The sequence below is a fragment of the Paraburkholderia domus genome, assembly GCF_905220705.1.
GTDB lineage: Bacteria > Pseudomonadota > Gammaproteobacteria > Burkholderiales > Burkholderiaceae > Paraburkholderia > Paraburkholderia domus.
The window spans coordinates 177,523-201,781 of record NZ_CAJNAT010000008.1; the positions used below are offsets into that span (position 1 = coordinate 177,523).

The following is a 24,259-nucleotide window of genomic DNA, read 5'->3' on the forward strand; positions in this document are numbered from 1 at the left end:
TGTGTCTTTGCTTCTCTGTTTTGCGTTTGTGGTCTATTAGTGTTGCCCCTGTGCGGGGCGGCACTTACTTTCTTTGCCGCCGCAAAGAAAGATAAGCAAAGAAAGCGGCTCACACCGCCAGCTCTTAAGCGGGGCCCCCGCACAGTCGCGGTAGTGGTGCATCTGGAATCTGTGCTCTCGCACATTCGGCGCTAGTGACAAGGCAGTCATTCTTCCGGCGGCGCTTCGCGCGCCGAAGCCTTCTTCTTGAAACCGGCTGGTATTTGGCTTGGTTTCTCCCGCCGCCAGTGGTTCGCTGTGTCTGGCCTGTGTTTTTTATGCCTCGCTCCGATTTGCCTCTTACGCCCGTTGTACAAATTCCAGTGTTCGCTCCGCTACCGTGTCGCGCTCGTTGTCTAGTGTGATCATGTGGTAGCTGTCGGTCAAGCGCACGAAAGTCACTGCGCGGGTTCCCAGGTGCTCGCACACGAATTCCGCGGAGCGGATGCTCGTCACCTCGTCTTCTTCCGAATGCATGACCAAGGTCTCGCATGTTACGCGACCTAAAGCCCGCTTTACCGCGAAGCGCATCCAGTCGACCTGCTCGATCGCGGCCAACGGGACGTACGGGTAGTGGACGCCGCTCCCCTTCTGCAAATGGCGGCGGATCAGGTTGCGAATGCGCGCGTTCTTGATGCCAAACGGTTCGCCCTCGGGTACGCGAATCAGGCGGCGCAGTCCCGGCACGCAATACATCAGGTAGCGCAACGGACGCAGGCGTGAGCCGCCCCAGCCGTCGAGGAATAACGGTGGCGATAGCAGAATCAGGCGCCCCGTCGTCATGCGCTCGCGCGCACTCAACATCAATGCAAGCAACGCCCCCATCGAAATGCCCGCGACGTCGACTCGCTCATAACGCGTCATCAGTTCGCGGTACGTGCGGCTCAGCAATTGCATGTAGTCGCTCAACGTCACGCGGCTCAACGCGTCAGGGTTCGAGCCGTGGCCCGGCAGCGACGGCAAATGCACCTCGCAACCGATCTGCTCGAACTTGCGGTCGAGCGCGCCGAAATCATGGCGCGTGCCACCCAAACCGTGAATCATCAACACAGCATGGCGGGAAAGTGGGGAAACGCGAGCGGACATCACTAAGCCTGTCGTTGCACAAGCTTGCGATGCTAATCATCCACGCCTCGCATGACTGTCGATTTGCTACCGCGTTTGTGGAGTTTTGTCGGCCGTTATTTCGACGTATTACTCAATCGAAACTCAACTGCAACTCACCCGAACTTCAAACGGCAACGCTACTGGGACCGCTGCCAACGTCTTCAATCCCATGCCAGCTTGCTGAACTGATAGCCCTTGCCTCGCACCGTCTTGATGCGCTGCGGCGTGCCGGCGTCGTCATGCAGCTTGCGGCGCAGCTTGGAAATCCCGCCGTCGATCGTTCGGTCAAGGCCGTCGAATTCGATACCGCGCAGTTGCCGCATCAACTCGTCGCGGCTCACCACCTCGCCCGCGCAACTCACCAGCGCCCACAACAAATCGAATTCGGCCGATGTCAGATCGGGCAGGCTGCCGTCCGGCAGTTTGACCGTGCGGCTGGCCCGGCTGATCTCGAACTTGCCGAACGTGTAGCTCTCGGGTTGGCTGGCCTCGGGGGCGCGCGCGGTCACGCGGCGCAGCTGCGCCTTGATACGCGCCAGCAGCACGCGTGGCTCGACTGGCTTATGCACGTAGTCGTCCGCGCCGAATTCGAGGCCCAGCACTTCGTCGAACTGCTCGTCGCGCGCGGTCACCATGATGATCACGCCGTCGAATTGCTCGCGCGCCTCGCGGCAAATCTGGAAACCGTCCTTGCCGGGCAGGTTCACATCGAGAATCACAAGGTCCGGGCGGCGCTTGAGAATGGCCGGCACGGCGTCGTTGCCGTGCAGCACGGTCTCGACTTCGTATTCGTGTTTACGCAGATAACCCGCAACCAGCGCGGACAGGCGGTCATCGTCTTCGACAAGCAGGATCCGGAATGGCATGGGACGAATCGCTCAGGGCTGACTGTTTCAATATCAATAGCGGCGGCAGCGGTCACACGAGTCCGCTCGACGCACAGCATAGCGGATGCGCCGCACATCATGCGACACGCTCGACAAAACTCGACAAACACATAAGCAATTCGACATGGACGCGCGATCCGCGCCGCTAGCATCCCCCCGGTTGAAATAGCCAAAGGATCTGCCGTGATGACCGTTTCCAACGAAGGGGCTCAGGCCCGCTCGCCGTGGTTCGCGAGAGCCGCTGCGTCGCTTGCGGTCATTCAGCAAGCCGCTCATGCACTCTACCCCGGCTCCAGTGTGTTTCATCGCTGGCGGCGCATGCGTCTGTGGCTGCGCTCGCTGATGTCGTGGCGCTCGACGCAAGTATGGCTCAAACGCTGCGCGATTTCGCCTTTGCACGATCTGGTGCAACGTCATCCCACCGCACTCGAACGGATGCATCGGCCCTTCCTGCATACGCGTTTCAGTCCGCGCGAACGACTCATGGCGAGCCTCGATCATCACGCGCTGACACAGCAGCGCGTGCCGCAACTCGCCGCGCGCATCGCCGCAGTCGGCTCCGCGCCGATCGCCTCTTTCGAGGTGGGCGCCGAGCGCTGGCATGTGTCGCTCGAGTCGATCGAACAGTTTCAGAAGGAAGGTGACTGGACCTTATGCATCCGCGATGCGCGGGACCGGCGCATCGTCTCCTGCACCTTCAGTCTCGCCTATCTCGGCGGGAAAGTGCGGCGGCCACGTCTTTGCATCGGCTCCGTGCAGGGTCCGGACAGTTCGGTCAACGGCCGTGAGCTGTTTCGCGCGCTCACCAAACGGTGGCACGGACTGCGGCCAAAAGTGCTGGTGATTTACCTCGCGCAATGTGTCGCCGCGGCGCTCGATGCGGGTGGCACCTTCATCGTTTCCAAGCAGGCACACATCTATGCGAACTGGCGCTATTGCCTGAGAAAGCGTCGCGTGGCCGCCGACTACGATCGACTGTCGATCGAGTGCGGAGCGCTCGCACGCTGGAATGGCTGGTTCGTCCTCGCACCGCCGGCGCGCTATCTGGCCGAGCGTCAAGGTGACAACACCGGCGACGCCACCCGTCGCAAGCGTTACGCATTGCGAAACGCACTCGCCGCGCAGATTCGTCTCAGCGTCGCGTCAAGCAAGACGCATCGACCCTGCGTGCCTCGTGTTGTCGCTTGAATCCATTGCAATTTTTTATTGACAAGACATGCGGCAAAACGGCACACTCATTCTCATGTTGACGCACACCTCCATCGCCTTCGCGATTAAAAACCCAACAATGCATGCCATGATCGGCAGGCATTTGGGAGTATGTGCGCGTTAGCAGTCTGAATCTGCAAAACAAGACCCAAAGGCCCCGCCGGTAACGGAAGGGGCCTTTTGTTTTGTGGGTGCCTCCGTCCGCCGGCTCGATGACGGAGAGCAAGATGGATCAGGCAAGCCCGCAGTGCATGGATGACGACTCAAGTCTGTCTGCCTGGCAACAGGACGAGCGTCTGCCGAAAGTAGTCGTGCATTTTTCCGTAGTACCCGGCGCAACGCTGACGTGGCGTGTCAATGCCGATAGCACGCTCCGTGTGCACGGCGCGCGCTTATGGCTCACACGCATCAACTCGCCTTATGATCATTGGCTCGAACCGGGCAACGAGTTCCGGCTGCAACGCGGCGAACGCGTATGGCTCAGCACGGATGGCGAACGCAACGCGCGCGTATCGCTGAGTTGTGCGCTGCCTGCGAGGCGTGGTCTCGTCAGGCGTTGGCTGGGGCGGCTCGCAGGGTTGGGCCTCGGAGCACCGGCGGCTCGATAGCGTGCCTCGCCGCGACTCGATGGTCGAATTTTCGTAGCGCAGAAAAGCAAACACCCCTGCAATGAGGGGTGTTTGCCGATCGGCCATGCCGGATTCGAAGAGACCGGCATGCCGGTTTGCGCGGCTGCATGAGGTTGCTTAAACGCGGGTTGCTTGAACGCGCGCCGCTTACTGGCTTGGCATTTACTGCGGCGTCACCTGCACGGCCGCTGCCGAAACGAATACCGCGTGAATCGTATCGCCGACCTTGACGCCCTTCAGATCGACGTCCGGTCCGACCTGGAGCGTTTGCGTCTGATACGCGCCGCGCAGCGTGACAAGGCGCTTCTTGTGATCGATCTTCTGCACGGTGGCGAGTACTTCAATCTGACGCGCGGATTCAAAGCCGCCAGAGGCCGGAGCATAAACCTGCGTATCGACGCGCGCACGAATGCCCTTGTCCGCGCCGGTGACCTTGTCGGCCTTCACCAGCAACGCATTCTTGTACAGCACATCCACCCGATCGCCGACGTTCAGTTTATCGAAGCCGGCGACTTCCTGGCTCACCAGCACGACCACCACGTTGCCGCCCGGCCCTTTGAGCGTGAGCGTGCGGGTGCCCGGATCGATACCGACGATCTGCGCCTTCACATGCACCGGTTGCACTTCGCTGACGACGCCCTGTGCGGTCGTGGCCATCGCATCTTGCGCCCACGCCGGTTGCGCTGCGGCAAAAGCCGCTACCATCAACGCTGCTCCAATCGTCGCTGCCTTCATTTACGCTCTCCTCGAGAAAATGTTCGATCTGGCGTTATGGCGATCTGAAACCACAGGATGCCGATTAACGCCATGAATGCATACAGCTTCAGGGTGGCAATTACTCAATAGGTGCGGCGCAATGATTGTACATGCCTTACAAGAAGCCAAGATTGTTTATATCGTGATTATCAAATCAGTGGACAGCATGATGAGAAATGGCGTGGCACGGTGTCGCAGCGGCATCTTGCCGTCTAACAGCACAGCTTTAACCCGCCCGGCCATCCATATACGGCGACAATGCGTGATATGCGTACAGCATTAAACACATACTGTATGACAGTCCGATGGCTCATTATTCTTTTTATCGACGGCATTCGCTGCAATGCAATCGAAGGCCGTCACCAACACCAATTAAACCGAAATTCAATAGCCGCCGAATCCATGCGCTGCGAAAAATAAAACAGCCCCGTCGCCTGAGCGAAGGGGCTGTTCATCATGCGGCCACAGGAGCGCTATACGCACAGCCGCAACGCTAACGACGCTGCGGCGCTTTCCTGCACAAACGCTCAACCGTTAAACGCGTTCGATAGCGATGGCGATGCCTTGCCCGACGCCGATACACATCGTGCACAGTGCAAAACGGCCTTGCGTGCGATGCAGTTGATACATCGCGGTGGTCACCAGACGCGCGCCGCTCATGCCGAGCGGGTGGCCGAGGGCGATCGCTCCGCCGTTCGGATTCACGCGCGCGTCGTCATCCGCGACGCCGAGCGTGCGCAGCACCGCAATACCTTGCGAGGCGAAGGCTTCGTTCAGTTCGATTACGTCGAATTGATCGATGGTCATGTTCAGGCGAGCCAGCAACTTCTGCGTGGCGGGCGCCGGACCGATGCCCATGACGCGCGGTGCGACACCTGCCGTTGCGATGCCCAGCACGCGGGCACGCGGCGTGAGGCCGAAGCGCTTCGCGGTGTCTTCATTGGCAAGCAGCAAAGCCGCCGCGCCGTCGTTCACGCCCGACGCGTTGCCCGCCGTGACTGTGCCGTCCGGGCGCACCACGCCCTTCAGTTTGGCGAGCGTTTCAAGGCTGGTTTCGCGCGGGTGTTCGTCTTGCAACACGGTGATCGGATCGCCCTTCTTCTGCGCGATGGTCACGCCGACGATTTCCTGCGCGAGTGTGCCGTCGCGTTGCGCGCGTGCGGCTTTCTGCTGGCTGCGCAGCGCAAACGCGTCCTGATCGGCGCGGCTGATCTTGTAGTCGGTCGCGACGTTTTCGCCGGTCTCCGGCATCGAATCCACGCCGTACATCTGCTTCATCAACGGGTTCACGAAGCGCCAGCCGATTGTCGTGTCGAAGATGTCGGCCTGGCGCGAAAACGCGCTGGTAGCCTTGCCCATCACGAACGGCGCACGGCTCATGCTTTCGACACCGCCTGCCAGCATTAACGCAGCCTCGCCCGACTTGATCGCGCGCGCGGCGATGCCGACGGCGTCCATACCTGAGCCGCACAGGCGGTTCACCGTGGAGCCCGGCACGCCTTGCGGCAAACCGGCCAGCAACAGCGACATGCGCGCGACGTTGCGGTTGTCTTCGCCGGCCTGGTTCGCGCAACCGTAGATCACGTCGTCGATCGCGTTCCAGTCGACGTCCTTGTTGCGCTCCATCAGCGCTTTGAGCGGCACTGCGCCCAGATCGTCGGCGCGAACCGACGACAGCGAACCCGCATAGCGGCCGATGGGGGTGCGAATCGCGTCGCAAAGGAATGCTTCGGTCATGTGATGTCTCCAGTTGGTGTGCTGCATGCGCTGCGCCACTTCCGGCATCCGTTAGCGGAGCCGGAAGCGTGGCGCCTGGCGCGAGCCGGATGCTTTGCAGCATCGACCCGCCGAGTCGGATTGGAAAACAGCCGCATAGCAGCCGTCTTTTCAATTCAGCTTAGCGCAGGATGGTGAACGATGGGCCAAGGATTGCGGCCACTTGTTCTATACACGAACACAAGGTCATATATCGAACAACCAGGCTCGATAATAGGCGTGTGCGCGAAACCATGTCAAGCAAAGCCAACCGCGGACCAGGGAATACGCGCAGGCCGGCGGCCTCATTGCAATGGCTGTGTATTGGTCGGACTATTAAGGCGCTCGTGCCGGCGACAGCGCTTCTCCGCCCGCCGGCGCGAGGCGTGGGGCCGTTCTAACATTCAGGACGCCCTTGAAACACCCGCCCCGGCACGCGCGCAATCAGCGGATCTGAATCTTCTCGTTCGCGATATAACCACGAATCACGTCGGCGAAGCTGCGCTCGCCGGTCAACCCGAGCCGCTCGGCACGCGAGGTATCCCACTGCCCCGGCCAGCTGCCGACAATCTTCTCCACCCGCGCATCCGGCTCCCACACGATCCGCTTCGCTGTTTCGTCGCCCGCCACTTCGCGCAGCGCGGCCACCATCTCGTCGACGCTCACTGAAATCCCCGGCAGATTCAGCACGCGCTGGTTGCCGAGCGCTGCGGAATCGATCTCGAGTCCGGCGATCAGGCTTTCGATGGCCTTGCGCGGCGACAGCAGCCACAAACGCGTCGTGCCCGCTACCGGGCACACTGCCGCTTCGCCGTTCAGCGGCTCGCGAATGATGCCGCTCGCAAACGACGAGGCCGCCGCATTCGGCTTGCCCGGCCGCACACTAATGGTAGGCAGCCGCAACACCCGGCCGTCGACGAAACCCCGCCGCGTGTAATCGTTGAGCAACAACTCCGCGATCGCCTTCTGCGCGCCGTACGACGATTGCGGATTCAACGCGGTGTCGTTCTGCACGACTTTGGGCAAATCGCCGCCATACACGGCCACTGAACTCGTGAACACCACCCGCGGTGTGTGCCCACGCTGCCGGCAGGTTTCCAGCAGCAAGCGCGACGCGTCCAGATTGATGCGCATGCCGAGATCGAAATCCGCCTCGGCCTGCCCGCTCACGACCGCGGCAAGATGGAAGATCGCCGCGGTCTTGTCGTCGATCACGCTGTCGAGCACGCTGCGCTCAGCGATGTCGCCCACTTCCGACCGCACGCGGTTGTCGCCGAAATCGCTTCCGTGCACCACGTCGAGCAGCACCAGTTCGGTAATCGTTTGTGGCCTGCCATGCTCATCCTTCACCGAGCCGCGCGCCAACAGTTCGCGCGCAAGACGCTGGCCGAGAAACCCTGCACCGCCGGTAATCAGTACTTTCATGATGTGTTTTGTCCTTGCTTCATCCTTGTTGGCGAGCGTCGTTCAGATACGGCTTGAGCCAATCGAGTCCCGCTGATGTGCCGGCGCGCGGCCGGTATTCGCAACCGATGTAGCCGTCATAGCCCAGTGCGTCGATCAGATCGAACAGATACGGATAATTCAGTTCGCCAATGTTGGGCTCATGGCGTTCCGGCACGCCGGCGACCTGAATGTGGCCGATGCCTGCCATATCGCGTTTCAGCTTGACTGCAAGGTCACCTTCGACGATCTGGCAGTGGTAGCAGTCGAACTGCACCTTGAGATTCGGCGCGCCCACTTCCGCGCAAATCGCCTGCGCATCGTCCTGCCGGTTCAGAAAGAAGCCCGGCATATCGCGCGTATTGATCGGCTCGATCACGACGGTGATGCCGTCCTCTTGCGCGGCCTTTGCGGCATAGGCGAGATTCGTCAGATACACCTCACGATGCCTCTCCCGCGACTGATCCGCGCCAATCAAACCGGCCATCACATGCAGTTTGCGATTGCCGAGCACGCGCGTGTAATCGAGCGCGGTTTCGATGCTGCGGCGAAATTCGTCTTCGCGGCCCGGCAGCGAAGCAATGCCGCGTTCGCCCGCGGCCCAGTCGCCGGGTGGCGCATTGAAGAGCGCTTGAGTCAGACGGTTCGCCTCGAGCCGCGCTTTGATTTCGTCGGCACGGAAATCGTAGGGAAATAGAAACTCCACTGCCTTGAAGCCGTCTTTTGCCGCAGCGGCGAAGCGATCGAGGAAAGCGTGCTCGTTGTACATCATGGTCAGGTTAGCGGCAAAGCGAGGCATGGCAGCAACTCCTTGAAAACGGTTTCGTTCAGCGCGTGGAAGCGGCAATGAGCGCACGCTCCGCGAGCAGCATTTCGATGCTCGCAATTGTTGGTTTTCGCCTCTTCGAGCGAGGCCGCGATGGCGAGATCACCAGCATGTCAGTCCGTATCTGCCAGTGTGGCAGCGCCACCTGGCTTTGCTTTTGTCAGCGCCTACCAGCGCGCGCCGAACACAGTCCGCAGTTCTTCGAGCGCCGCATCATCGAGTGGCGCGGGCCGCGGGTTCGTCATCAGCCACAGGCGCGCGGTCTCTTCGAGTTCCTCAAGCGCATACGATGCCTGCGCCACCGAGCGCTCCCACACCACCGGGCCGAGGCGCTCGAGCAAAACCGCGCGAACCGTGCCCGCGAGTGCGGCGATCTGCTCGGCCACTTGTGGGTCGCCGGGACGTTTGTAACGAATCAGCGGGACGTGACCCACTTTCATCACGTAGTACGGCGTGATCGGCGGTAAAACATCGTTGTCATGCCATACACCGGCGAGCGTCAATGCGACGAGGTGCGTCGAATGCGTGTGGACAATGCCGCGCGCCTCGCCGTTGCGTGCATAGATGCCCCGATGCAAGGCCAGCGTCTTCGACGGTTTGCCGCCGGACACCGTGTTGCCGTCGAAATCGACCTTGGCAATAGCGGCCGGATCGAGCCGGCCGAGGCAGGCATCGGTTGGCGTGATCAGCCAGCCGTCGTCGAGGCGCGCGCTGATGTTGCCGGCGCTACCCACTGTGTAGCCGCGTTGATAGAGACTCGCACCGGTCACGCAGATTTTTTCGCGGATTCGTGCTTCGTTCGTCGTGTGGAGTGCGGGCGTGCCGGTCATTGCACAGCTCCATCGAGGTGACGCAATGCCTTTTCGAAAAAATCGATCGTGCCGAAGTTGCCGGATTTCAATGCGAGCGCGAGCGGTTCGGTGTCCGTCGTTGCAGTAGCGGGCACACCGGGATCGATCTGCGCGCCGATACGCAACGTGTGCACGTCGAGCGCCTGCACCACGGCGCCCGAGGTTTCGCCGCCCGCCACCACGAACTTGCGCACGCCGCGCTCACGCAAACCGCGTGCGATCGACGCCAGCGTGGATTCGACCAGATGCCCTGCTTCGTTGACACCGAGTTCGCGTTGCACTGCCTTGACTTCGTCGGGCGTGGCGGTGGCGTAGATCAGCACGGGTTCGTTTTTATCCAGGTACAGCTGCGCAAACGCCAGCGCCTGCTCGACCACCGGCTCGCCGCGCGCCGCCGCAAGCGGATCGATGCGGAACGCGGGGCGCGTTTGGCGCCAGGCCGCCACTTGCGCGTTGGTCGCTGTCGAGGCGCTGCCGGCCAGCACCGCCGACAATCCTTCGGCGCGCGGCAACTGCGCGGCATCCTTGCCTTCTGCGAGCAAACCGGCGCGACGGAAGTTGGCGGGCAGACCTAGCGCAATACCGGAGCCACCCGTGACTAGCGTGAGGTCGGCACATGCCTCGCCGAGTATGTAAAGATCCGCGTCCGATACCGCATCGGCAATCGCTATTCGCGCGCCGTCGCCACGCAGCGCATCGAAGGCTTTGCGTACTGTCGATACACCTTTTGCCACTGTGTCGTATCGCACGAGGCCGACTTTCGATCCGGTCTGCCGCTGGAGCACGCGCACGAGGTTCGCATCGCGCATCGGCGTCAACGGATGATTTTCCATGCCCGATTCGTTCAGCAGCTTATCGCCGACGAACAGATAACCGCGATAGATCGTGCGGCCGTTCTCGGGAAACGCCGGACAGGCAATCGTGAAAGCCGTTGCGCCAGCCTCAGCGGACAATGCGTCGAGCAAGGCATCCGCGACCGGGCCGATGTTACCGGCGTCGGTCGAATCGAACGTCGAACAGTATTTGAAAAAGAACTGACGGCATCCTTGCGCGCGCAACCAGTCGAGCGCGGCGAGCGATTGCGCGGCCGCGTCGGCAGCGGGAATCGTGCGCGATTTCAGCGCGACGACCAGCGCGTCGGCTTCAACGACATCGTTCGACGCGGGCACGCCGATGGTCTGTACCGTGCGCATGCCGCCGCGCACCAGCATGTTGGCGAGATCGGTGGCGCCGGTGAAATCGTCGGCGATACAGCCGAGCAGCGCGCGTTTGGACGGGGTGGTCATGGCGGGCTCCAGCGCTTATTTCGCCGTCGGCACGTCGATGCCGGGGAAAATCTTGATCACCGCTGAATCGTCCTCACCACCGTGACCGGCAGAAGACGCCATCATGAACATCTGATGCGCCGCTGCCGACAAGGGCAACGGAAACTTCGAGCGGCGTGCGGTATCGAGCACCAGGCCGAGATCCTTGACGAAGATATCGACCGCCGAGAGCGGCGTGTAATCACCGCTCAAAATGTGTGGCACACGGTTCTCGAACATCCACGAATTGCCCGCGCTGTGCGTGATGACCTCGTACAGCGCATCCGGATCGACGCCTTCGCGCAAACCGAGCGCCATCGCCTCGGCGGCCACGGCGATATGCACGCCGGCCAGCAACTGATTGATGATCTTCACCTTCGAACCCGCGCCGTGCGCCGAGCCCAGCCGGTAGACCTTGCCCGCCATCGCGGCAAGCACGTCCTCGCACGCTGCATAGGCGGTGTCCGGGCCGGAAGTCATCATCGTCATTTCGCCGGACGCGGCGCGCGCCGCGCCACCGGACACCGGCGCGTCGAGCATCTGCAAACCAGCGGTTTCAATACGCTTACCGAGTTCGATCGCGAAGTCCGGTGCCACGGTTGCGCTCGCAATCACCACACCACCGGGTTTCATCGCGGCGACCGCGCCTTGCGTGCCGAACAGCACGGCTTCGGTTTGGGCGGCATTCACGACCAGCGTAACGACCACTTCGCATTGCGCGCCAAGCTCGGCAGGCGACCCACAGCCGACGCCGCCAGCCGCAACGAACGCTTGCAAGACCTCGTGGCGCAGGTCGCACGCGTGAACCTGAAAACCCGCGCGCAGCAGCGAGCGCGCCACGCCCATGCCCATCGCTCCGAGTCCGATGACGCCTACATTTCTGGACATGCCTGACTTCTCCGTTGGTTAGCCGCAAGCGTCCCGATGGAACGCAACCCGGCCCGACCCGAGCCGGTTCAGCTCAGCAAATGCCCGCTTCCGCGAGCCGCCGTGCCGCGTTGTTCATATGGGTGCTCGCCGCGTTACGCGCCGCCATCGGGTCTCCCGCCCGAATCGCCGCGACGATGGCCGCATGCTCATCGCGCACCTGACGTGAAAAGTCATCGCGCAGCGCTTCGTTACGCCGCGTCACAACGGTGCCGGCTTCGAGGTACTGATTCAGGAAGGTGAGCGTCTTGAGGAAATACGGATTGCCGGTGGCCGCGGCGATTGCACGGTGAAACGCGACATCTTCGGCGACGCCGTTCTTGCCTTCGGCCACCGCTTCGTCGATTCTGGCGAGCGCGGCGTCGATCGACATCATGTCCGCGTCGCTGCGGCGCATAGCGGCCTCCGAGGCGACTTCCGCCTCGATCGCCCGCCGCAGCGCGAGGATTTGCAGCACCGAGCCCGCTTCAACCGCCTCCGCGTAATCGATACGCAGCGGCCGGATCGCGCCGTGCGCGGCAATGAACACGCCGCTGCCCTGGCGCGGCTCGACCACGCCTTCATTCTTCAACCGCGAAATCGCCTCACGGATCACCGTACGGCTCACGCCGAACTGCTGCGCCAGCACCGCCTCGGTCGGCAGCTTGCCGCCGCGCGCGAAGGTGCCTTTGTCGATCTGCTTGAGCAACTGCTGCGCGACGGTATCGCTCAGCGCGCGCACAGGGATCTTGTCGAACATGGATGTCCCGATGGATCATGTTGTCGGGTCATCATACAAATTTGAGATCCTGGCTGCATCCATGCAAACCCTGATTTTTTTGTGCAAAAGCGGGCAAAGTTGGCGAAACAGAAGGCTTAAGCTATCGTCACGCCTTTGCGCAGCATCGCGCCCGCTGCACCGCGCGAACGCTGTGCACCCTTCTTCGAATGCATCTTTCAAGGTCCATGAGCAAAGCCCTGCCGCCGTCTTCTGCCGTTCCTGCCGACGCCGAACCGGCCTCGGACAAACCGGGCGACACGTATGTGCAGTCGTTCGCGCGAGGTCTCTCGGTGATTCGCGCGTTCAATGCCACCCATCCCGAACAGACGCTCACCGACGTCGCCGCCGCCACCGGCCTGACACGCGCCGGCGCACGCCGCATCCTGCTGACCCTGCAGACGCTCGGCTACGTGGAGGCCGAAGGCCGCCTGTTCCGCCTCACGCCGAAGATTCTCGATCTCGGTTTCGCGTATCTGACCTCGATGCCGTTCTGGAATCTCGCCGAACCGGTGATGGAAAGTCTGTCGGCGCAGGTTCATGAGAGTTGCTCGGCGGCCGTGCTCGATCGCACCGAAATCGTCTACGTGCTGCGCGTGCCGACCCACAAGATCATGACCATCAACCTGTCGATCGGCAGCCGCTTGCCGGCGTATTGCACGTCGATGGGCCGTGTCCTGCTGTCCGCGCTCGACGACGAAGCGCTCGACGCAACCCTGAGTTCGACGCCGCTCTACGCACACACGCCGCGCACGGTGACCGACAAGGAAGAGCTGAAAAAGCTGATCGCGCAGGTCCGCCGCCAGGGATGGGCGATCGTCGATCAGGAACTGGAAGGCGGCCTGATCTCGCTGTCCGCGCCGATTCGCAATCGCCAGGGGCGCGTGATCGCGGCGATGAATATTAGCGGCAATGCTCAGCGCAATTCGGCCAAGCAGATGGTGAAGGCGTTTCTGGAACCGTTGCAGCAAGCCGCGCAGACGGTCTCGGAGATGGTGGCGCGGCGCGGTTGAGTGATAAGCGAAGCCCCGATGAGGGGCAACGCAATCAATCGATCGGCTTATCCGCCGTCTCTTTCAGCATCGACACCGCGATCAACGACACGACCACACACGCCGCCACGTAACCGGCCGGCGCCAGCTTGCTGCCGGTCAGTTTGATCAGCCACGTCGCGACCAGCTGCGCGGTACCGCCGAATACGCACACGCTCAGCGCGTAGGCGATCGAAATGCCGGTGGCGCGCACACGCCGCGGGAACGACTCGCACATCAAGGCGAATTCCGACGCCGATCCCATCGAGTAGAACAGTAACATCAGCGCGGTCGCCGACATGATGACGGGCAACTGCGGGAAGCGGTTGATCAGCATGAAGGCTGGAAACAGCAGCAGCACCAGCACGCCGCGTCCGAACAGAATCGGCCGCTTGCGGCTGCCGATACGGTCGGACAGCATGCCGAACAACGGACACGTGATGAGCATGACGAACCCCGACGCAACGCCGACCAGCATCGACAGCGACATGGGCAGGCCGAGCGTGTGGATCGCATAAGTCGGCATGTAGAAAGTCAGGATGTAGGTCGAGACCGTGCCGCCCATCACCGTGAGCGTAATCAGCACCAGCGGACGCAGATGCGCCGTGAAGAGTTCGTGCAGCACGCCGCGCTCGATGGCGTGGCTGTGCGTGCTTGCGGGATCGTCCGCGAGACGGCGGCGCAGGTAGATGCCGACCGGCGCGATCAGCACGCCGATCAGAAACGGAATGCGCCAGCCCCAGCTTTCCAGCGACTCTTTCGGCAGAGCGGCCGAGAGCGCCGCCGCGATGCCCGACCCCATCAGCGCCGCGCCGCCTTGCGTCGCCAGCTGCCAGCTGGCGCGAAAACCACGCCGTGTGCCGCCGCCTTGTTCCAGCAGGGTGGACGTCGCCGCACCGAACTCGCCGCCTTGCGAGAAGCCTTGCACGAGACGCGCCAGCACGATCAGCAGCGGCGCGGCGACACCGATCTGCGCATACGTCGGTGCGATCGCGATCGCACCGGTACTCGCCGCCATCAGCATGATGGTCAGGTTGAGCGCGGCCTTGCGGCCTTTGCGGTCCGCATACACGCCGAGCATCACGCTGCCGAGCGGCCGCGTGATGAAACCTGCGGCGAAGGTCGCCACGGATAGGAGCAGCGAGGTCGTCGGATCCGCCGACGGGAAAAACAGCTTACCGATGATCACGGCAAAAAAGCCGTACACGGTGAAGTCGAAAAACTCGAGCCAGTTGCCGATCACCGCTGCGGCGATCGCGCCGCGGCTCGTGGTTCGGGTGGCGTCGACGGTACGGCTCGCATCCGTTGTGGCATTCATCGCGGGTATTCCTCGTTGTTATGGTTATGTGACTGGCAGTGCGAACTCAATGCCAGCTCGTCGGATCCTCATTTACGACTGAGGCACCTCATTAGCGCCTCAGGCTCCTCATTGCCCTCTCATTGCCCCCTCATTGCCCCAGATACCGCTCCACCAGCCGCGTCCAGAAGGCCGCGCCGACCGGGAGATTGCGGTCGTTGAAGTCGTAATGGGGGTTGTGCACCATGCAGCCGTCTTCGCCCGCACCGTTGCCGATTCGCAGGAACGTGCCGGGCCGTTTCTGCAGCATGAAGGCGAAATCTTCGCTGCCCATCAGGATGTCGGTCTGCTCGACTACTTTATCGTCGCCGACCAGCTCACGCGCCACCTGCACCGCGAAGTCCGTTTCGGCATCCGAATTGATCACCACCGGATAGCCTTCGATGTACTCCACCACCGCCTTGCCGCCATAGCTCGCGGCCTGGCTTTCGGCGAGTTCGGTAATGCGTTTTTTCAGCAGCGTGCGCACTTCCGGGCTGAACGAACGCACACTCAACTCCAGCTTCGCGCTGCTCGAAATCACGTTGTTCGCGGTCCCCGCATGCATCGAGCCGACCGTCACCACCGCCGGCTGCGACGGGTCGACGTTACGCGCGACGATGGTCTGCAACGCCATCACGATGCTCGCCGCCACCACCACCGGATCGACCGTCAGATGCGGACGCGCCGCATGACCGCCGACGCCTTCGATCGTGATGATCGCCTTGTCGCCCGCCGACATGAACGGCCCCTTGCGGAACAGCATCATCCCCGGTTCCTCGCCCGGATGGTTGTGCAGACCGAACACGGCGTCGCACGGGAAGCGCTCGAACAGGCCGTCGTTGATCATTTTCATCGCGCCGCTGTCGATGCCGCTTTCTTCGGCCGGCTGGAAGTACAGATGCACAGTGCCCGAGAAATTGCGTGTGGCGGCGAGATGCTGCGCGGCGCCGAGCAGCATCGTCGTGTGGCCGTCGTGGCCGCATGCGTGCATCTTGCCGTGCGTGCCGCTTGCATACGGCAGGCCGGTTTGTTCGATGATCGGCAGCGCGTCCATGTCGGCGCGAATGCCAATGCTGCGCGTGCCGTCGCCCAGCTTCAGCGTGCCCACCACGCCGGTTTGACCGACCCCGCGCGTGACCTGCCAGCCCCATTGTTCGAGCTTCTCAGCCACCAGGGCTCCGGTTTGCACTTCCTCGTAGGCGAGCTCCGGGTGGTGATGGATGTGATGGCGGATCTCGCGCAGGCTTTCGGCGGCAGGCACCAGGTCGGACACTTCAGTAAAACGCGCGGCTTCGCTCATCTATCGCTCCATGGGAATTCACGCCGCATCACGCGGCAAACAGGCAAGCACTATAGCCACGCCGTTTTGTTCGAATAAGATGCTGTTTTTTTCACCCCGATTAACAAGCTTTATATACGGGATTACCCTCATGAAGCTGCAGCAACTGCAAGCGTTCGTCGCCGCCGCCCATCACCGCAGTCTGCGCGCCGCCGCGCGCGAGCTCGGCGTGACGCAACCGGCTGTAACGCATACGATCCGCGAGCTGGAAAGCGCGCTGAATGCCGAGTTGATGGTGCGCAGCGTGCGCGGCATCGAGTTGACGGCGTGCGGGCTTGCGCTGTTGCCGCGCGCAGAACAGTTGCTGGGCGATATGCGCCGCACCGTCGAAGCAGTCGAACAGGTGAAGGGGGAACTGGCCGGCAAGGTCAGTGTGGGCACGATGCCGTCGATCGCGTTGACTGCCCTGCCCCACGCGGTTTCGAAGTTTCGCCGGGCGATGCCGCTGGTGAATCTGCATCTGGAAGAAGTCACGATCCCGGATGCCGTCGCGCGTTTGCGTAACGGCGCGCTCGATATCGCGGCGATCCATCATGTGCAGGCGCTCGACAGCGATCTGGTGCAAGCGCCGCTCTACTCGACGCAGTTCGTCGTCGCGATGCGCGCCGGGCATCCGCTGGCGAACGTCACGCGTCTGCACGACCTGCTCGACGCGGAATGGATCGTGACGGTGGGCGCCGATCACTTTCCGCATAGCGTGATGATGGCGATGTTCAACGCGCACGGCCTGCCGGTGCCAAAACGGCTGGTGCGGGCGCCGTCGTCGTTCGCGGTAACGCTCGGGCTGGTGTCGCAAACCGATGTAATCGGCTGCTTCACGCGGCCGCTCGCACAGATGGTCGCGCCGCTGGGCATACGCGTTGCACAGATTGAAGAAGCGCTGCCGAATTACGATCTCAGCATTATTTCGCGGCGCAATCTGTTGCCTACACCCGCGGTACTGCAGTTTGTGTCGTGTTTGCAGGAAGCCACCCGGGAGCGGATGTCGGCGGCCGGGTAGTCGAGCTTATCGAACGTTGTGAACCTTACGAACCTCGCGAATTTCGCCTACATCGGCCTGCGCCTGCAAAAAAGCAATCAGTGCGTGCCCCGCTTCTTCCAGCGTCCCGGAATTGTCGATCGTCGTACACCGAATCCCTTCCGGCAGCGAAAACGGTGCCCGTCGTGCAAGCCTGGCCGCAACCTGTTCCGCCGACTCACGCGCCCGCGCGCCAAGCCGTGCTTCGAGAATATGTGGCGCTGCGTCCACATGCACGACTTCCGTCTGCGGATAACGCGCCAGCGTATGCTGCAAATGCTGACGCGACCCGTTGACGACCACCGTGCAACCGCGAGCAAGCCATGCATCGAGTTCGATGCCGATGCCATAACGCAGTGAGTGGCTCGACCATTCGAGCGCGAACAGGCCGAGTACCGAACGCGCCGCGAACTCTTCGACGCTCAACGCAATATGCTCTTCACCGTTACCGCTCGGCCGCGTGATGTAGCGATGCGCAAACAGAATCGGCTCGCCCATCAGGTGGCGACGCGCAAAGACCAGCAATGAATCCTTGCCTGCGCCGGACGGCCCCATTACATAGATCAAACGACCTGCCATTGTTAGGTCACCTCGCGGGTCTGAAACGGCACGCGCTGCCATAGGACAAACGGCTCGCCGGGCGCGGGTTCGACAAAGAGCGCCGCATGATCGATAGCGAGCGGCCCGAGCGCAGGCGTTTTCGCTTGCCACCATGCAACCAGCGTCGCGCGCTCATCCGCATCGGCGAGAGAACTGGATAGCGTCATGTGAAAACGGAATTCGTCGAAGACGTACGGATAACCCCATTCGATCAGCAATGCGCGTTGCCGTTCGCTCAACGGTGCCGCGAGACGACGCGCGAGGTCGGCGGCAGACGGCTTGGCGCGCAATCCGTGGAACGTTTGCAGCGCACTGGATGCAAGGTGACGAAGGTTCGCTTCGCCATCCGGGTCGGCCGGGCGTAGTGCGACGAAATCGCCGAGCGTCGCAGCTTCGACAGGTAGTGCGAATGGGCTTTGCGTGCTGGCCCAATCGCGCGCCGCACCCAGCAGATCTTGCTGAGTCGCACCTTCAGCAAGACGGAACGGTGCAACCAGCGTACCGTGCCAGCCATAGCGCCGCGGCGCTTCGGTCAGATCGGCCAGAGGGCGCGCCAGGTCTTCCGGTTGCGGCGAGACACATGGCTCGCCGCTTTCCGCATCACGCCCCAACCATGCCGAACCCGCCTGCCACCACGCCGACTCGCGCGACGGCGCGTAATACACCGCGAAACGTGCCTCGGCGCCCCATGCCGCGCCGCTCATACGTCCTGCTCCACCAGCAACTGCACACGGTCCGCCGCGAAATGCGTGAAGCCGTATTTGATCGGTGTGCCTTCCAGATCGACGTCGACATTTTCGACCCATAACACCGGCTGTTGCCGGTTGATATTCAAACGCCGCGCCACTTCCGGCTCAGGCAGCACGCTGCCAATACGGCTCCACTTACGCAGATAATCGCTCACGCCCAATTCAGCCATCGACCTCGTGATGCTGCCGGTACGCTCGAGTACCGCTGGCAAATCCGGAAAACGCGCGGCCGGATACCAGTTGCGTGCGAACGTGAGCGGCACACCATCCGATTCGTGCAGCGTCTCGATCCGGTAGACCAACGCGCCCGCCCGCAAGCCAAGCGCCTTCGCGACACTCGGCTCGGCCTTCACGCGCGCGGCCGACAACATCGTGCCCGCCGCCGCGTGATTCTGCTGCCGCAAGTTTTCTGTAAACCGCGTGCGCCGGCCAATCGTATAGTCGATCGCGCCGGGCTGCACGAACGTGCCACGCCCCTGCTCGACGCTGACGAGGCCCAGTGCGGCCAGACCGAGCATGGCGCGGCGCACGGTATGCCGGTTCACGTCGAAGCGTTTGGCCAGTTCGCCCTCGCTCGGCAGACGGCCTTCTTCGCCGAAGCCGCTCGCGGCGATTTCCGCCGCCAGAATCTGCTCGATCTGCCGCCAGACGGCAACGCCCGCGCCGCGTTCGAGCAGCGTGCCCGGCGTCGCGTTGTCGTTCGATGTCATGGTGCTGTCATTCCCTTGGGTTCAAATATTCGTATGTTGTGCATTGTAGTGCGCAAGCCGTGATGGAAATGTGAAACGGCAGATCTGCGCTATAACGCCGGACAAGCATACCCCTAAACGTCTAGACGTTTAGACGAATAGATGCTTAAATGATCACTCGCTGGATCAACAGGAACTTCGATGAGTGCCACTTCCGCCTCGCCTTCCTCCGCCATGCGGCGCGCATGGATGGCCGTACTGGCCCGCACGCCGCGCGCCGATCTCGAAGCCGCACTGGAACGCGCGCTGCAAGGCGTCCCACCTCCCACTTACGACTGGCTGCGGCCACCCGAAATCGGCCTCGCGATGGTGCGCGGCCGCGTCGGCGGCAGCGGCGATCCGTTCAATCTCGGCGAAGCCACCGTCACACGCGCCACGTTGCGCTTGCGCGTCACCGGTGACGCAACCGCCGCCGTCGGCGTTGCATGTCATCTGGGCCGCGACCGCCGCCGCGCCGAACTGGCGGCGCTAGCAGACGCGCTGCTGCAAATGCCCGAGCACCACGCTGCCTTGCATCAGCAATTGATCGGACCGTTTGCCGAACAGCAGGCCGCTGAACGCGCTGCGCACCGGCAGGATGCTGCGTCGACACGCGTCGAATTCTTCACGATGGTCCGGGGCGACTGATGGAAAACTCACAGATTGCATTGTCTACTTCATTGGCCACCTCATTGGCTACCTCATTGGCCACCTCATTGGCCACACTAACGCCTGGTTTTGCAGACCCGGTCCACGACACCCAAGCGGTATTCCGCACGTTGCTCGACGCGCTGTCGCGTCCCGGCACGGTGGGCGTCGTCGAAAACGGCTTGCCGGAGGTGCGGGCCACGCGCGCCGAGTTCGCCGCATTCGCCACGCTGCTCACACTATGCGACTACGCCACGCCGGTATGGCTCGCACAACCCGATACGGCGCTCGGCTCGGCACTGCGCTTTCATACCGGCGCGCCGCTTGTCGACGAACCCGGACAGGCCGCCTTCGCCTATATCCACGACGCAAGCGCAATGCCGGCGCTGGAAACCTTTCCTGTCGGTGAAGCAGAATCGCCTGAGCACTCTGTGACGTTGCTGATCCGCGTCGAAGCACTCACGGGCGGCACCCCGGTCGTACTCAGCGGCCCCGGCATTCAGCACACCACGACGATCTCACCGATCGGCCTGCCCGAGCACTTCTGGCGCGAACGCGCCGCCCTCGCGCCGCTCTTTCCGTGCGGCATCGATTGTTATCTCGTCTGCGCCAGCATGTTGATCGGCCTGCCGCGCACAACTCAAGCGAAGGTGAACTGATGTACGTTGCCGTCAAGGGTGGAGAACGTGCGATCGAAGCGTCGTGGCGTCTGCTCGACAAGGCGCGCCGCGGCGATACGCGGCTGCCCGAACTCAGCGTCGCGCAGATTCGCGAGCAATTGCGCCTCGCCGTCGCGCGAGTGATGGCCGAAGGCTCGGTCTACGACGAAGAACTCGCCGCGCTCGCGATCAAACAGGCCGCAGGCGATCTGGTCGAAGCGATCTTTCTGCTGCGTGCGTACCGCACCACGTTGCCGCGTTTCGGCTACACGCAGGCGATCGATACGGAGGCCATGCAAGTGGAGCGCCGCATTTCGGCGACGTTCAAGGACGTGCCCGGCGGCCAGTTGCTCGGCGCGACTTACGATTACACGCAGCGTCTGCTGGATTTCGCGTTGCTCGCCGAAGGCGATGCCGGAACCGATGCGGCCGCAATCCCGTCCTCCCCTCAAGCCGCTCCGTCCGCGGCAGAGGCGATGCCGCGCGTGGTCGCGCTGCTCGACAAGGAAGGCCTGATCGAACAGGAGTGCCCCACGCCGCAAGCGCCGGAACCCGGCGACCTCTCGCGCGAGCCGCTCGCGTTTCCCGCGAGCCGCGCCACGCGTTTGCAGAATCTCGCTCGCGGCGACGAAGGCTTCCTGCTCGCCATGGGCTACGCCACCCAACGGGGCTACGCGCATTCGCATCCGTTTGCCGGCGAGATCCGCTTCGGCACGATCGCCGTCGAAATGGAACTCGACGAGTTGGGCGAGACGGTCGAAATCGGCGACATCGATGTCACCGAATGCCAGATGATCAACCAGTTCGCCGGCAGCGGCAACGTGCCGCCTGCCTTCACGCAAGGCTATGGCCTCGCGTTCGGACACTCGGAGCGCAAAGCGATGGCGATGGCGCTGGTGGACCGCGCGTTGCGCGCTGAGGAGCTCGGCGAAACGCTCGCGTCGCCGACGCAAGACATCGAATTCATGCTCTCGCATAGCGACAACGTCGAAGCGTCCGGCTTCGTTCAGCATCTGAAATTGCCTCACTACGTCGACTTCCAGTCCGAACTCGAACTCGTGCGACGCCTGCGGGCCCAACACGGCGTAGAGGATAAAGATCAGGACAAGGATCAGGATCAGCAGGAGCAAGCCGCATGAACGCGCCGGACACTTCACTCACCACGGCTTCGTACGACAGCGCCGCGGACGGCTACAACTTCGCCTACCTCGACGAACAGACCAAGCGCATGCTGCGCCGCGCGTTGCTCAAGGCGGTCGCCGTGCCGGGCTATCAGGTGCCGTTCGGCTCGCGGGAAATGCCCTTGCCTTACGGCTGGGGCACGGGCGGCATTCAGGTAACGGCGGCGATCATCGGCAAGAACGATACGCTGAAGGTCATCGATCAGGGCTCCGACGAAACCACCAACGCGGTCAACATCCGCCGTTTCTTCGCACGCACCACGGGCGTGGCGACCACGCGCCGCACGACCGAAGCGACGATCGTCCAGACACGTCACCGGATTCCCGAGGCCCCGCTCACCGACACGCAGATTCTGGTCTATCAGGTGCCGATGCCCGAACCGTTATACAAGCTGGAACCGCGCGCTACCGAATGCAAGAAGCTGCACGCACTGGCCGACTACGGGTTGATCAGCGTGAAGCTGTACGAGGACATCGTCCATCACGGCAGCATCGCCACCACGTACGACTACCCGGTGATGGTCAATCACCGCTATCTGAGCTCGCCGTCACCGATTCCGAAGTTCGACAACCCGAAGATGCATATGAACCCCGCGCTGCAATTGTTCGGCGCCGGCCGCGAGCGGCGTATCTACGCCATACCGCCCTACACCGCCGTGCGCAGTCTCGACTTCGACGATCATCCGTTCGAAGTGCAGAAGTGGCAGCATGCGTGTGCGCTGTGTGGATCGACAGAAAGCTTCCTCGACGAAATGATCGTCGACGACGCCGGCAAGCGCATGTTCGTGTGCTCGGATAGCGACTACTGCCATGACCGCCGCGGCGATCAGGACCTCGAGCTGCCGTCATACGAAACGCGCAAAGGAGAAACCGCATGACGCCGCTGTTGAGCGCCCGTTCGCTCACCAAACAATATGGCGGCCGCAACGGCTGCAGGAACGTCAGCTTCGATCTGTATCCGGGCGAAGTGCTGTGCATCGTCGGCGAATCCGGCTCGGGCAAGACCACGCTGCTCAACGCACTCGCCCTGAAAACCGAAACCGATAGCGGCTCGCTCCACTACACGGCCACGCATGGCGAAAAGCTCGATCTGCTTGCGCTGTCCGAACCGCGCCGGCGTCTGTTGATGCGTACCGAGTGGGGCTTCGTGCAGCAGAATCCGCGCGACGGCCTGCGTAGCGGCGTCTCCGCCGGCGCGAATATCGGCGAGCCGTTGATGGCCGTCGGTGCCCGCCACTACGGCAAGATCCGTCACACGGCGACGCAATGGATGGAGCGCGTCGAACTCGACGCCACCCGCATCGACGAATTGCCTTCGGCGTTTTCCGGCGGCATGCAGCAGCGTTTGCAGATCGCGCGGAATCTCGTCACCGGTCCACGCCTCGTCTTCATGGACGAGCCGACTGCCGGTCTCGACGTCTCGGTGCAGGCGCGCCTGCTCGATCTGCTGCGCACGTTGACGTCCACCCTGCATCTGTCGGTATTGATCGTGACGCACGATATCGGCGTGGCGCGCCTGCTTGCGCATCGCTTGATGGTCATGCAAGGCGGCGAAGTGGTCGAAGCCGGGCTGACGGACCAGGTGCTCGACGATCCGCAACATCCGTACACGCAAACGCTGGTTTCCTCGGTTCTGCCGGTTTGAGGCTCACAATGCGATCCATTGAAACAAGCAAGGAATCCCACGCCGTTGAACGCGCGTTCATCGACAACAATGCATTGATGCTGCGCGCGGTCGGCATTGGCAAGACCTTCACGCTGCACGGCCAGGGCGGGGTGCAGATCGAAGCGCTCGCCGGTGTGTCGCTCGATGTTGAACGCGGCGAGTGTGTCGTGCTGGTCGGGCCTTCAGGCGCCGGCAAGAGTACGCTGCTACGCTGTTTGTACGGCAACTACCTGGCCAGTACAGGCTCGATTGCAATTCGCGACGCGGCGGCGGATGACAAGCCGCCGGTGTCCATCACCGGCGCCGAGCCGCACGACGTGTTGCGCCTGCGCCGCGGCGTGGTCGGCTACGTCAGCCAGTTTCTGCGCGTGATTCCGCGCGTGCCGACGCTTACGCTCGTCGCCGAACCGTTGCTGTCGCGCGGCGTGGCGGAAGATGAAGCCCGTGCGCGTGCCGCTGCCCTGCTGGCGAGGTTGAACGTGCCCGAGCGGCTGTGGTCGTTAGCGCCGGCCACCTTTTCCGGCGGCGAACAGCAGCGCGTAAACATCGCCCGCGGGTTGATCGCCGGGCACCCGGTGCTGCTGCTCGACGAGCCGACAGCCTCGCTCGACGCGGAGAACCGCGACGTCGTCGCCGATCTGATCGTCGAAGCACGCGAGCGAGGCGCGGCAATCGTCGGGATCTTTCACGACGAAGATACCCGCAACAAGGTTGCCACGCGCCGCCTCGAACTCCAGCCGCCGCTGCGTCACTAATTGACACGAAACGGCACTAAACTGAACCACTGAGCTGAAACACTGAGCTGAAACAC

General features: G+C 62.7%; 25 protein-coding genes. 10 read left to right on the top strand and 15 right to left on the bottom strand.

Translation table 11 applies throughout. The annotated features are described in order from the left end of the window. Nucleotides 1-339: 339 nt before the first annotated feature. The gene (locus tag KHO31_RS16990) at nt 340-1,125 is read right to left on the bottom strand and encodes an alpha/beta hydrolase (RefSeq protein ID WP_201075828.1); all 786 of its coding nucleotides are present in this window, start codon (nt 1,123-1,125) and stop codon (nt 340-342) included. A gap of 182 nt (nt 1,126-1,307) precedes the next feature. Beyond that, on the bottom strand, nt 1,308-2,012 hold the full coding sequence (locus tag KHO31_RS16995) for a response regulator (RefSeq protein ID WP_201075826.1): 705 nt from the start codon (nt 2,010-2,012) through the stop codon (nt 1,308-1,310). A 207-nt stretch (nt 2,013-2,219) separates the two neighbouring features. On the opposite strand from KHO31_RS16995, the gene KHO31_RS17000 reads away from it, so the two are divergent. Both KHO31_RS17000 and KHO31_RS17005 read left to right on the top strand, forming a co-directional pair. Beyond that, on the top strand, nt 2,220-3,221 hold the full coding sequence (locus KHO31_RS17000; RefSeq protein ID WP_201075824.1) for a DUF535 family protein: 1,002 nt from the start codon (nt 2,220-2,222) through the stop codon (nt 3,219-3,221). A gap of 248 nt (nt 3,222-3,469) precedes the next feature. After that, nucleotides 3,470-3,850: a DUF2917 domain-containing protein gene (locus tag KHO31_RS17005; protein WP_211623769.1), complete on the top strand. Its 381-nt coding sequence runs from the start codon at nt 3,470-3,472 to the stop codon at nt 3,848-3,850. A 183-nt stretch (nt 3,851-4,033) separates the two neighbouring features. Here the strand turns inward: KHO31_RS17005 and KHO31_RS17010 are convergent, their stop codons facing one another. The 8 genes from KHO31_RS17010 to KHO31_RS17045 form a co-directional block, all read right to left on the bottom strand. Further along, nucleotides 4,034-4,606, bottom strand: coding sequence for a hypothetical protein (locus KHO31_RS17010; protein WP_211623770.1), 573 nt, complete (start codon nt 4,604-4,606; stop codon nt 4,034-4,036). A gap of 555 nt (nt 4,607-5,161) precedes the next feature. Continuing rightward, complete coding sequence (gene pcaF / locus KHO31_RS17015) at nt 5,162-6,364, bottom strand: 3-oxoadipyl-CoA thiolase (RefSeq protein WP_201075811.1); 1,203 nt, start codon at nt 6,362-6,364, stop codon at nt 5,162-5,164. A 462-nt stretch (nt 6,365-6,826) separates the two neighbouring features. Beyond that, complete coding sequence (gene denD, locus KHO31_RS17020; RefSeq protein ID WP_211623772.1) at nt 6,827-7,807, bottom strand: D-erythronate dehydrogenase; 981 nt, start codon at nt 7,805-7,807, stop codon at nt 6,827-6,829. 19 nt (nt 7,808-7,826) lie between these two features. Next, a complete protein-coding gene (gene otnI / locus KHO31_RS17025; RefSeq protein WP_211623773.1) occupies nt 7,827-8,624 on the bottom strand; it encodes a 2-oxo-tetronate isomerase in 798 nt (265 codons plus the stop codon). 194 nt (nt 8,625-8,818) lie between these two features. Beyond that, nucleotides 8,819-9,481 (bottom strand): 3-oxo-tetronate 4-phosphate decarboxylase, encoded by a 663-nt coding sequence (otnC, locus tag KHO31_RS17030; protein WP_211623775.1) that lies wholly within the window; start codon nt 9,479-9,481, stop codon nt 8,819-8,821. Then, the gene (otnK, locus tag KHO31_RS17035; protein ID WP_201075804.1) at nt 9,478-10,788 is read right to left on the bottom strand and encodes a 3-oxo-tetronate kinase; all 1,311 of its coding nucleotides are present in this window, start codon (nt 10,786-10,788) and stop codon (nt 9,478-9,480) included. Before otnK ends, otnC begins: the two co-directional genes overlap by 4 nt. 15 nt (nt 10,789-10,803) lie before the next feature. Further along, nucleotides 10,804-11,694 (bottom strand): L-threonate dehydrogenase, encoded by an 891-nt coding sequence (ltnD, locus tag KHO31_RS17040; RefSeq protein WP_201075802.1) that lies wholly within the window; start codon nt 11,692-11,694, stop codon nt 10,804-10,806. Nucleotides 11,695-11,767: 73 nt separating this feature from the next. Then, nucleotides 11,768-12,472, bottom strand: coding sequence for a FadR/GntR family transcriptional regulator (locus tag KHO31_RS17045; protein WP_201075800.1), 705 nt, complete (start codon nt 12,470-12,472; stop codon nt 11,768-11,770). 206 nt (nt 12,473-12,678) lie between these two features. Between KHO31_RS17045 and KHO31_RS17050 the strand changes: the two genes are divergently transcribed. Continuing rightward, entirely contained in the window at nt 12,679-13,503 is an 825-nt protein-coding gene (locus KHO31_RS17050; protein ID WP_201075798.1) for an IclR family transcriptional regulator, read from the top strand. A 34-nt stretch (nt 13,504-13,537) separates the two neighbouring features. Here the strand turns inward: KHO31_RS17050 and KHO31_RS17055 are convergent, their stop codons facing one another. Both KHO31_RS17055 and KHO31_RS17060 read right to left on the bottom strand, forming a co-directional pair. Further along, the gene (locus KHO31_RS17055) at nt 13,538-14,839 is read right to left on the bottom strand and encodes an MFS transporter (protein WP_201075796.1); all 1,302 of its coding nucleotides are present in this window, start codon (nt 14,837-14,839) and stop codon (nt 13,538-13,540) included. Nucleotides 14,840-14,969: 130 nt separating this feature from the next. Beyond that, the gene (locus tag KHO31_RS17060; protein ID WP_201075794.1) at nt 14,970-16,160 is read right to left on the bottom strand and encodes a M20 aminoacylase family protein; all 1,191 of its coding nucleotides are present in this window, start codon (nt 16,158-16,160) and stop codon (nt 14,970-14,972) included. Between the two features lie 130 nt (nt 16,161-16,290). Here KHO31_RS17060 and KHO31_RS17065 point away from each other — a divergent pair, with 130 nt between their 5' ends. Further along, nucleotides 16,291-17,199 carry a LysR family transcriptional regulator gene (locus KHO31_RS17065; protein WP_201075792.1) on the top strand — a complete coding sequence of 303 codons (909 nt, stop codon included), beginning with the start codon at nt 16,291-16,293 and terminating at the stop codon, nt 17,197-17,199. A 6-nt stretch (nt 17,200-17,205) separates the two neighbouring features. Here KHO31_RS17065 and phnN read toward each other — a convergent pair whose 3' ends face one another. The 3 genes from phnN to phnF are packed head-to-tail and all read right to left on the bottom strand — an operon-like array spanning nt 17,206 to nt 19,276. Then, nucleotides 17,206-17,796 carry a phosphonate metabolism protein/1,5-bisphosphokinase (PRPP-forming) PhnN gene (gene phnN, locus KHO31_RS17070; protein ID WP_201075790.1) on the bottom strand — a complete coding sequence of 197 codons (591 nt, stop codon included), beginning with the start codon at nt 17,794-17,796 and terminating at the stop codon, nt 17,206-17,208. A gap of 2 nt (nt 17,797-17,798) precedes the next feature. After that, on the bottom strand, nt 17,799-18,521 hold the full coding sequence (locus KHO31_RS17075; RefSeq protein WP_201075788.1) for a DUF1045 domain-containing protein: 723 nt from the start codon (nt 18,519-18,521) through the stop codon (nt 17,799-17,801). After that, nucleotides 18,518-19,276 (bottom strand): phosphonate metabolism transcriptional regulator PhnF, encoded by a 759-nt coding sequence (gene phnF / locus KHO31_RS17080; protein WP_201139264.1) that lies wholly within the window; start codon nt 19,274-19,276, stop codon nt 18,518-18,520. The genes KHO31_RS17075 and phnF overlap by 4 nt, the downstream gene beginning before the upstream one ends. Before the next feature lie 180 nt (nt 19,277-19,456). On the opposite strand from phnF, the gene phnG reads away from it, so the two are divergent. The 6 genes from phnG to phnL are packed head-to-tail and all read left to right on the top strand — an operon-like array spanning nt 19,457 to nt 24,203. Next, nucleotides 19,457-19,942, top strand: coding sequence for a phosphonate C-P lyase system protein PhnG (gene phnG / locus KHO31_RS17085; RefSeq protein WP_211623777.1), 486 nt, complete (start codon nt 19,457-19,459; stop codon nt 19,940-19,942). Further along, complete coding sequence (phnH, locus tag KHO31_RS17090) at nt 19,942-20,601, top strand: phosphonate C-P lyase system protein PhnH (RefSeq protein ID WP_211623779.1); 660 nt, start codon at nt 19,942-19,944, stop codon at nt 20,599-20,601. The genes phnG and phnH overlap by 1 nt, the downstream gene beginning before the upstream one ends. Beyond that, complete coding sequence (locus KHO31_RS17095) at nt 20,601-21,740, top strand: carbon-phosphorus lyase complex subunit PhnI (protein WP_201075782.1); 1,140 nt, start codon at nt 20,601-20,603, stop codon at nt 21,738-21,740. The genes phnH and KHO31_RS17095 overlap by 1 nt, the downstream gene beginning before the upstream one ends. Continuing rightward, nucleotides 21,737-22,660, top strand: a complete 924-nt coding sequence (locus KHO31_RS17100; protein ID WP_201075781.1) for an alpha-D-ribose 1-methylphosphonate 5-phosphate C-P-lyase PhnJ — start codon at nt 21,737-21,739, stop codon at nt 22,658-22,660. Before KHO31_RS17095 ends, KHO31_RS17100 begins: the two co-directional genes overlap by 4 nt. Continuing rightward, nucleotides 22,657-23,427: a phosphonate C-P lyase system protein PhnK gene (gene phnK, locus KHO31_RS17105; RefSeq protein WP_201075779.1), complete on the top strand. Its 771-nt coding sequence runs from the start codon at nt 22,657-22,659 to the stop codon at nt 23,425-23,427. The genes KHO31_RS17100 and phnK overlap by 4 nt, the downstream gene beginning before the upstream one ends. 8 nt (nt 23,428-23,435) lie before the next feature. Then, nucleotides 23,436-24,203, top strand: a complete 768-nt coding sequence (gene phnL / locus KHO31_RS17110; RefSeq protein ID WP_201075778.1) for a phosphonate C-P lyase system protein PhnL — start codon at nt 23,436-23,438, stop codon at nt 24,201-24,203. Nucleotides 24,204-24,259 lie beyond the last annotated feature (56 nt).

What these genes read in the sequence shown, in the direction of transcription:
- phnN (WP_201075790.1), bottom strand. Translation starts at nt 17,796, where the DNA reads ATGGCAGGTCGTTTGATCTATGTAATGGGGCCGTCCGGCGCAGGCAAG.
- KHO31_RS16995 (WP_201075826.1), bottom strand. Translation starts at nt 2,012, where the DNA reads ATGCCATTCCGGATCCTGCTTGTCGAAGACGATGACCGCCTGTCCGCG.
- phnK (WP_201075779.1), top strand. Translation starts at nt 22,657, where the DNA reads ATGACGCCGCTGTTGAGCGCCCGTTCGCTCACCAAACAATATGGCGGC.
- KHO31_RS17095 (WP_201075782.1), top strand. Translation starts at nt 20,601, where the DNA reads ATGTACGTTGCCGTCAAGGGTGGAGAACGTGCGATCGAAGCGTCGTGG.
- KHO31_RS17060 (WP_201075794.1), bottom strand. Translation starts at nt 16,160, where the DNA reads ATGAGCGAAGCCGCGCGTTTTACTGAAGTGTCCGACCTGGTGCCTGCC.
- otnK (WP_201075804.1), bottom strand. Translation starts at nt 10,788, where the DNA reads ATGACCACCCCGTCCAAACGCGCGCTGCTCGGCTGTATCGCCGACGAT.
- denD (WP_211623772.1), bottom strand. Translation starts at nt 7,807, where the DNA reads ATGAAAGTACTGATTACCGGCGGTGCAGGGTTTCTCGGCCAGCGTCTT.
- otnC (WP_211623775.1), bottom strand. Translation starts at nt 9,481, where the DNA reads ATGACCGGCACGCCCGCACTCCACACGACGAACGAAGCACGAATCCGC.
- KHO31_RS17100 (WP_201075781.1), top strand. Translation starts at nt 21,737, where the DNA reads ATGAACGCGCCGGACACTTCACTCACCACGGCTTCGTACGACAGCGCC.
- KHO31_RS17045 (WP_201075800.1), bottom strand. Translation starts at nt 12,472, where the DNA reads ATGTTCGACAAGATCCCTGTGCGCGCGCTGAGCGATACCGTCGCGCAG.
- phnF (WP_201139264.1), bottom strand. Translation starts at nt 19,276, where the DNA reads ATGACATCGAACGACAACGCGACGCCGGGCACGCTGCTCGAACGCGGC.
- KHO31_RS17065 (WP_201075792.1), top strand. Translation starts at nt 16,291, where the DNA reads ATGAAGCTGCAGCAACTGCAAGCGTTCGTCGCCGCCGCCCATCACCGC.
- KHO31_RS17055 (WP_201075796.1), bottom strand. Translation starts at nt 14,839, where the DNA reads ATGAATGCCACAACGGATGCGAGCCGTACCGTCGACGCCACCCGAACC.
- KHO31_RS17050 (WP_201075798.1), top strand. Translation starts at nt 12,679, where the DNA reads ATGAGCAAAGCCCTGCCGCCGTCTTCTGCCGTTCCTGCCGACGCCGAA.
- otnI (WP_211623773.1), bottom strand. Translation starts at nt 8,624, where the DNA reads ATGCCTCGCTTTGCCGCTAACCTGACCATGATGTACAACGAGCACGCT.
- KHO31_RS17010 (WP_211623770.1), bottom strand. Translation starts at nt 4,606, where the DNA reads ATGAAGGCAGCGACGATTGGAGCAGCGTTGATGGTAGCGGCTTTTGCC.
- phnL (WP_201075778.1), top strand. Translation starts at nt 23,436, where the DNA reads ATGCGATCCATTGAAACAAGCAAGGAATCCCACGCCGTTGAACGCGCG.
- phnH (WP_211623779.1), top strand. Translation starts at nt 19,942, where the DNA reads ATGGAAAACTCACAGATTGCATTGTCTACTTCATTGGCCACCTCATTG.
- pcaF (WP_201075811.1), bottom strand. Translation starts at nt 6,364, where the DNA reads ATGACCGAAGCATTCCTTTGCGACGCGATTCGCACCCCCATCGGCCGC.
- ltnD (WP_201075802.1), bottom strand. Translation starts at nt 11,694, where the DNA reads ATGTCCAGAAATGTAGGCGTCATCGGACTCGGAGCGATGGGCATGGGC.
- KHO31_RS17000 (WP_201075824.1), top strand. Translation starts at nt 2,220, where the DNA reads ATGACCGTTTCCAACGAAGGGGCTCAGGCCCGCTCGCCGTGGTTCGCG.
- KHO31_RS17075 (WP_201075788.1), bottom strand. Translation starts at nt 18,521, where the DNA reads ATGAGCGGCGCGGCATGGGGCGCCGAGGCACGTTTCGCGGTGTATTAC.
- KHO31_RS17005 (WP_211623769.1), top strand. Translation starts at nt 3,470, where the DNA reads ATGGATCAGGCAAGCCCGCAGTGCATGGATGACGACTCAAGTCTGTCT.
- phnG (WP_211623777.1), top strand. Translation starts at nt 19,457, where the DNA reads ATGAGTGCCACTTCCGCCTCGCCTTCCTCCGCCATGCGGCGCGCATGG.
- KHO31_RS16990 (WP_201075828.1), bottom strand. Translation starts at nt 1,125, where the DNA reads ATGTCCGCTCGCGTTTCCCCACTTTCCCGCCATGCTGTGTTGATGATT.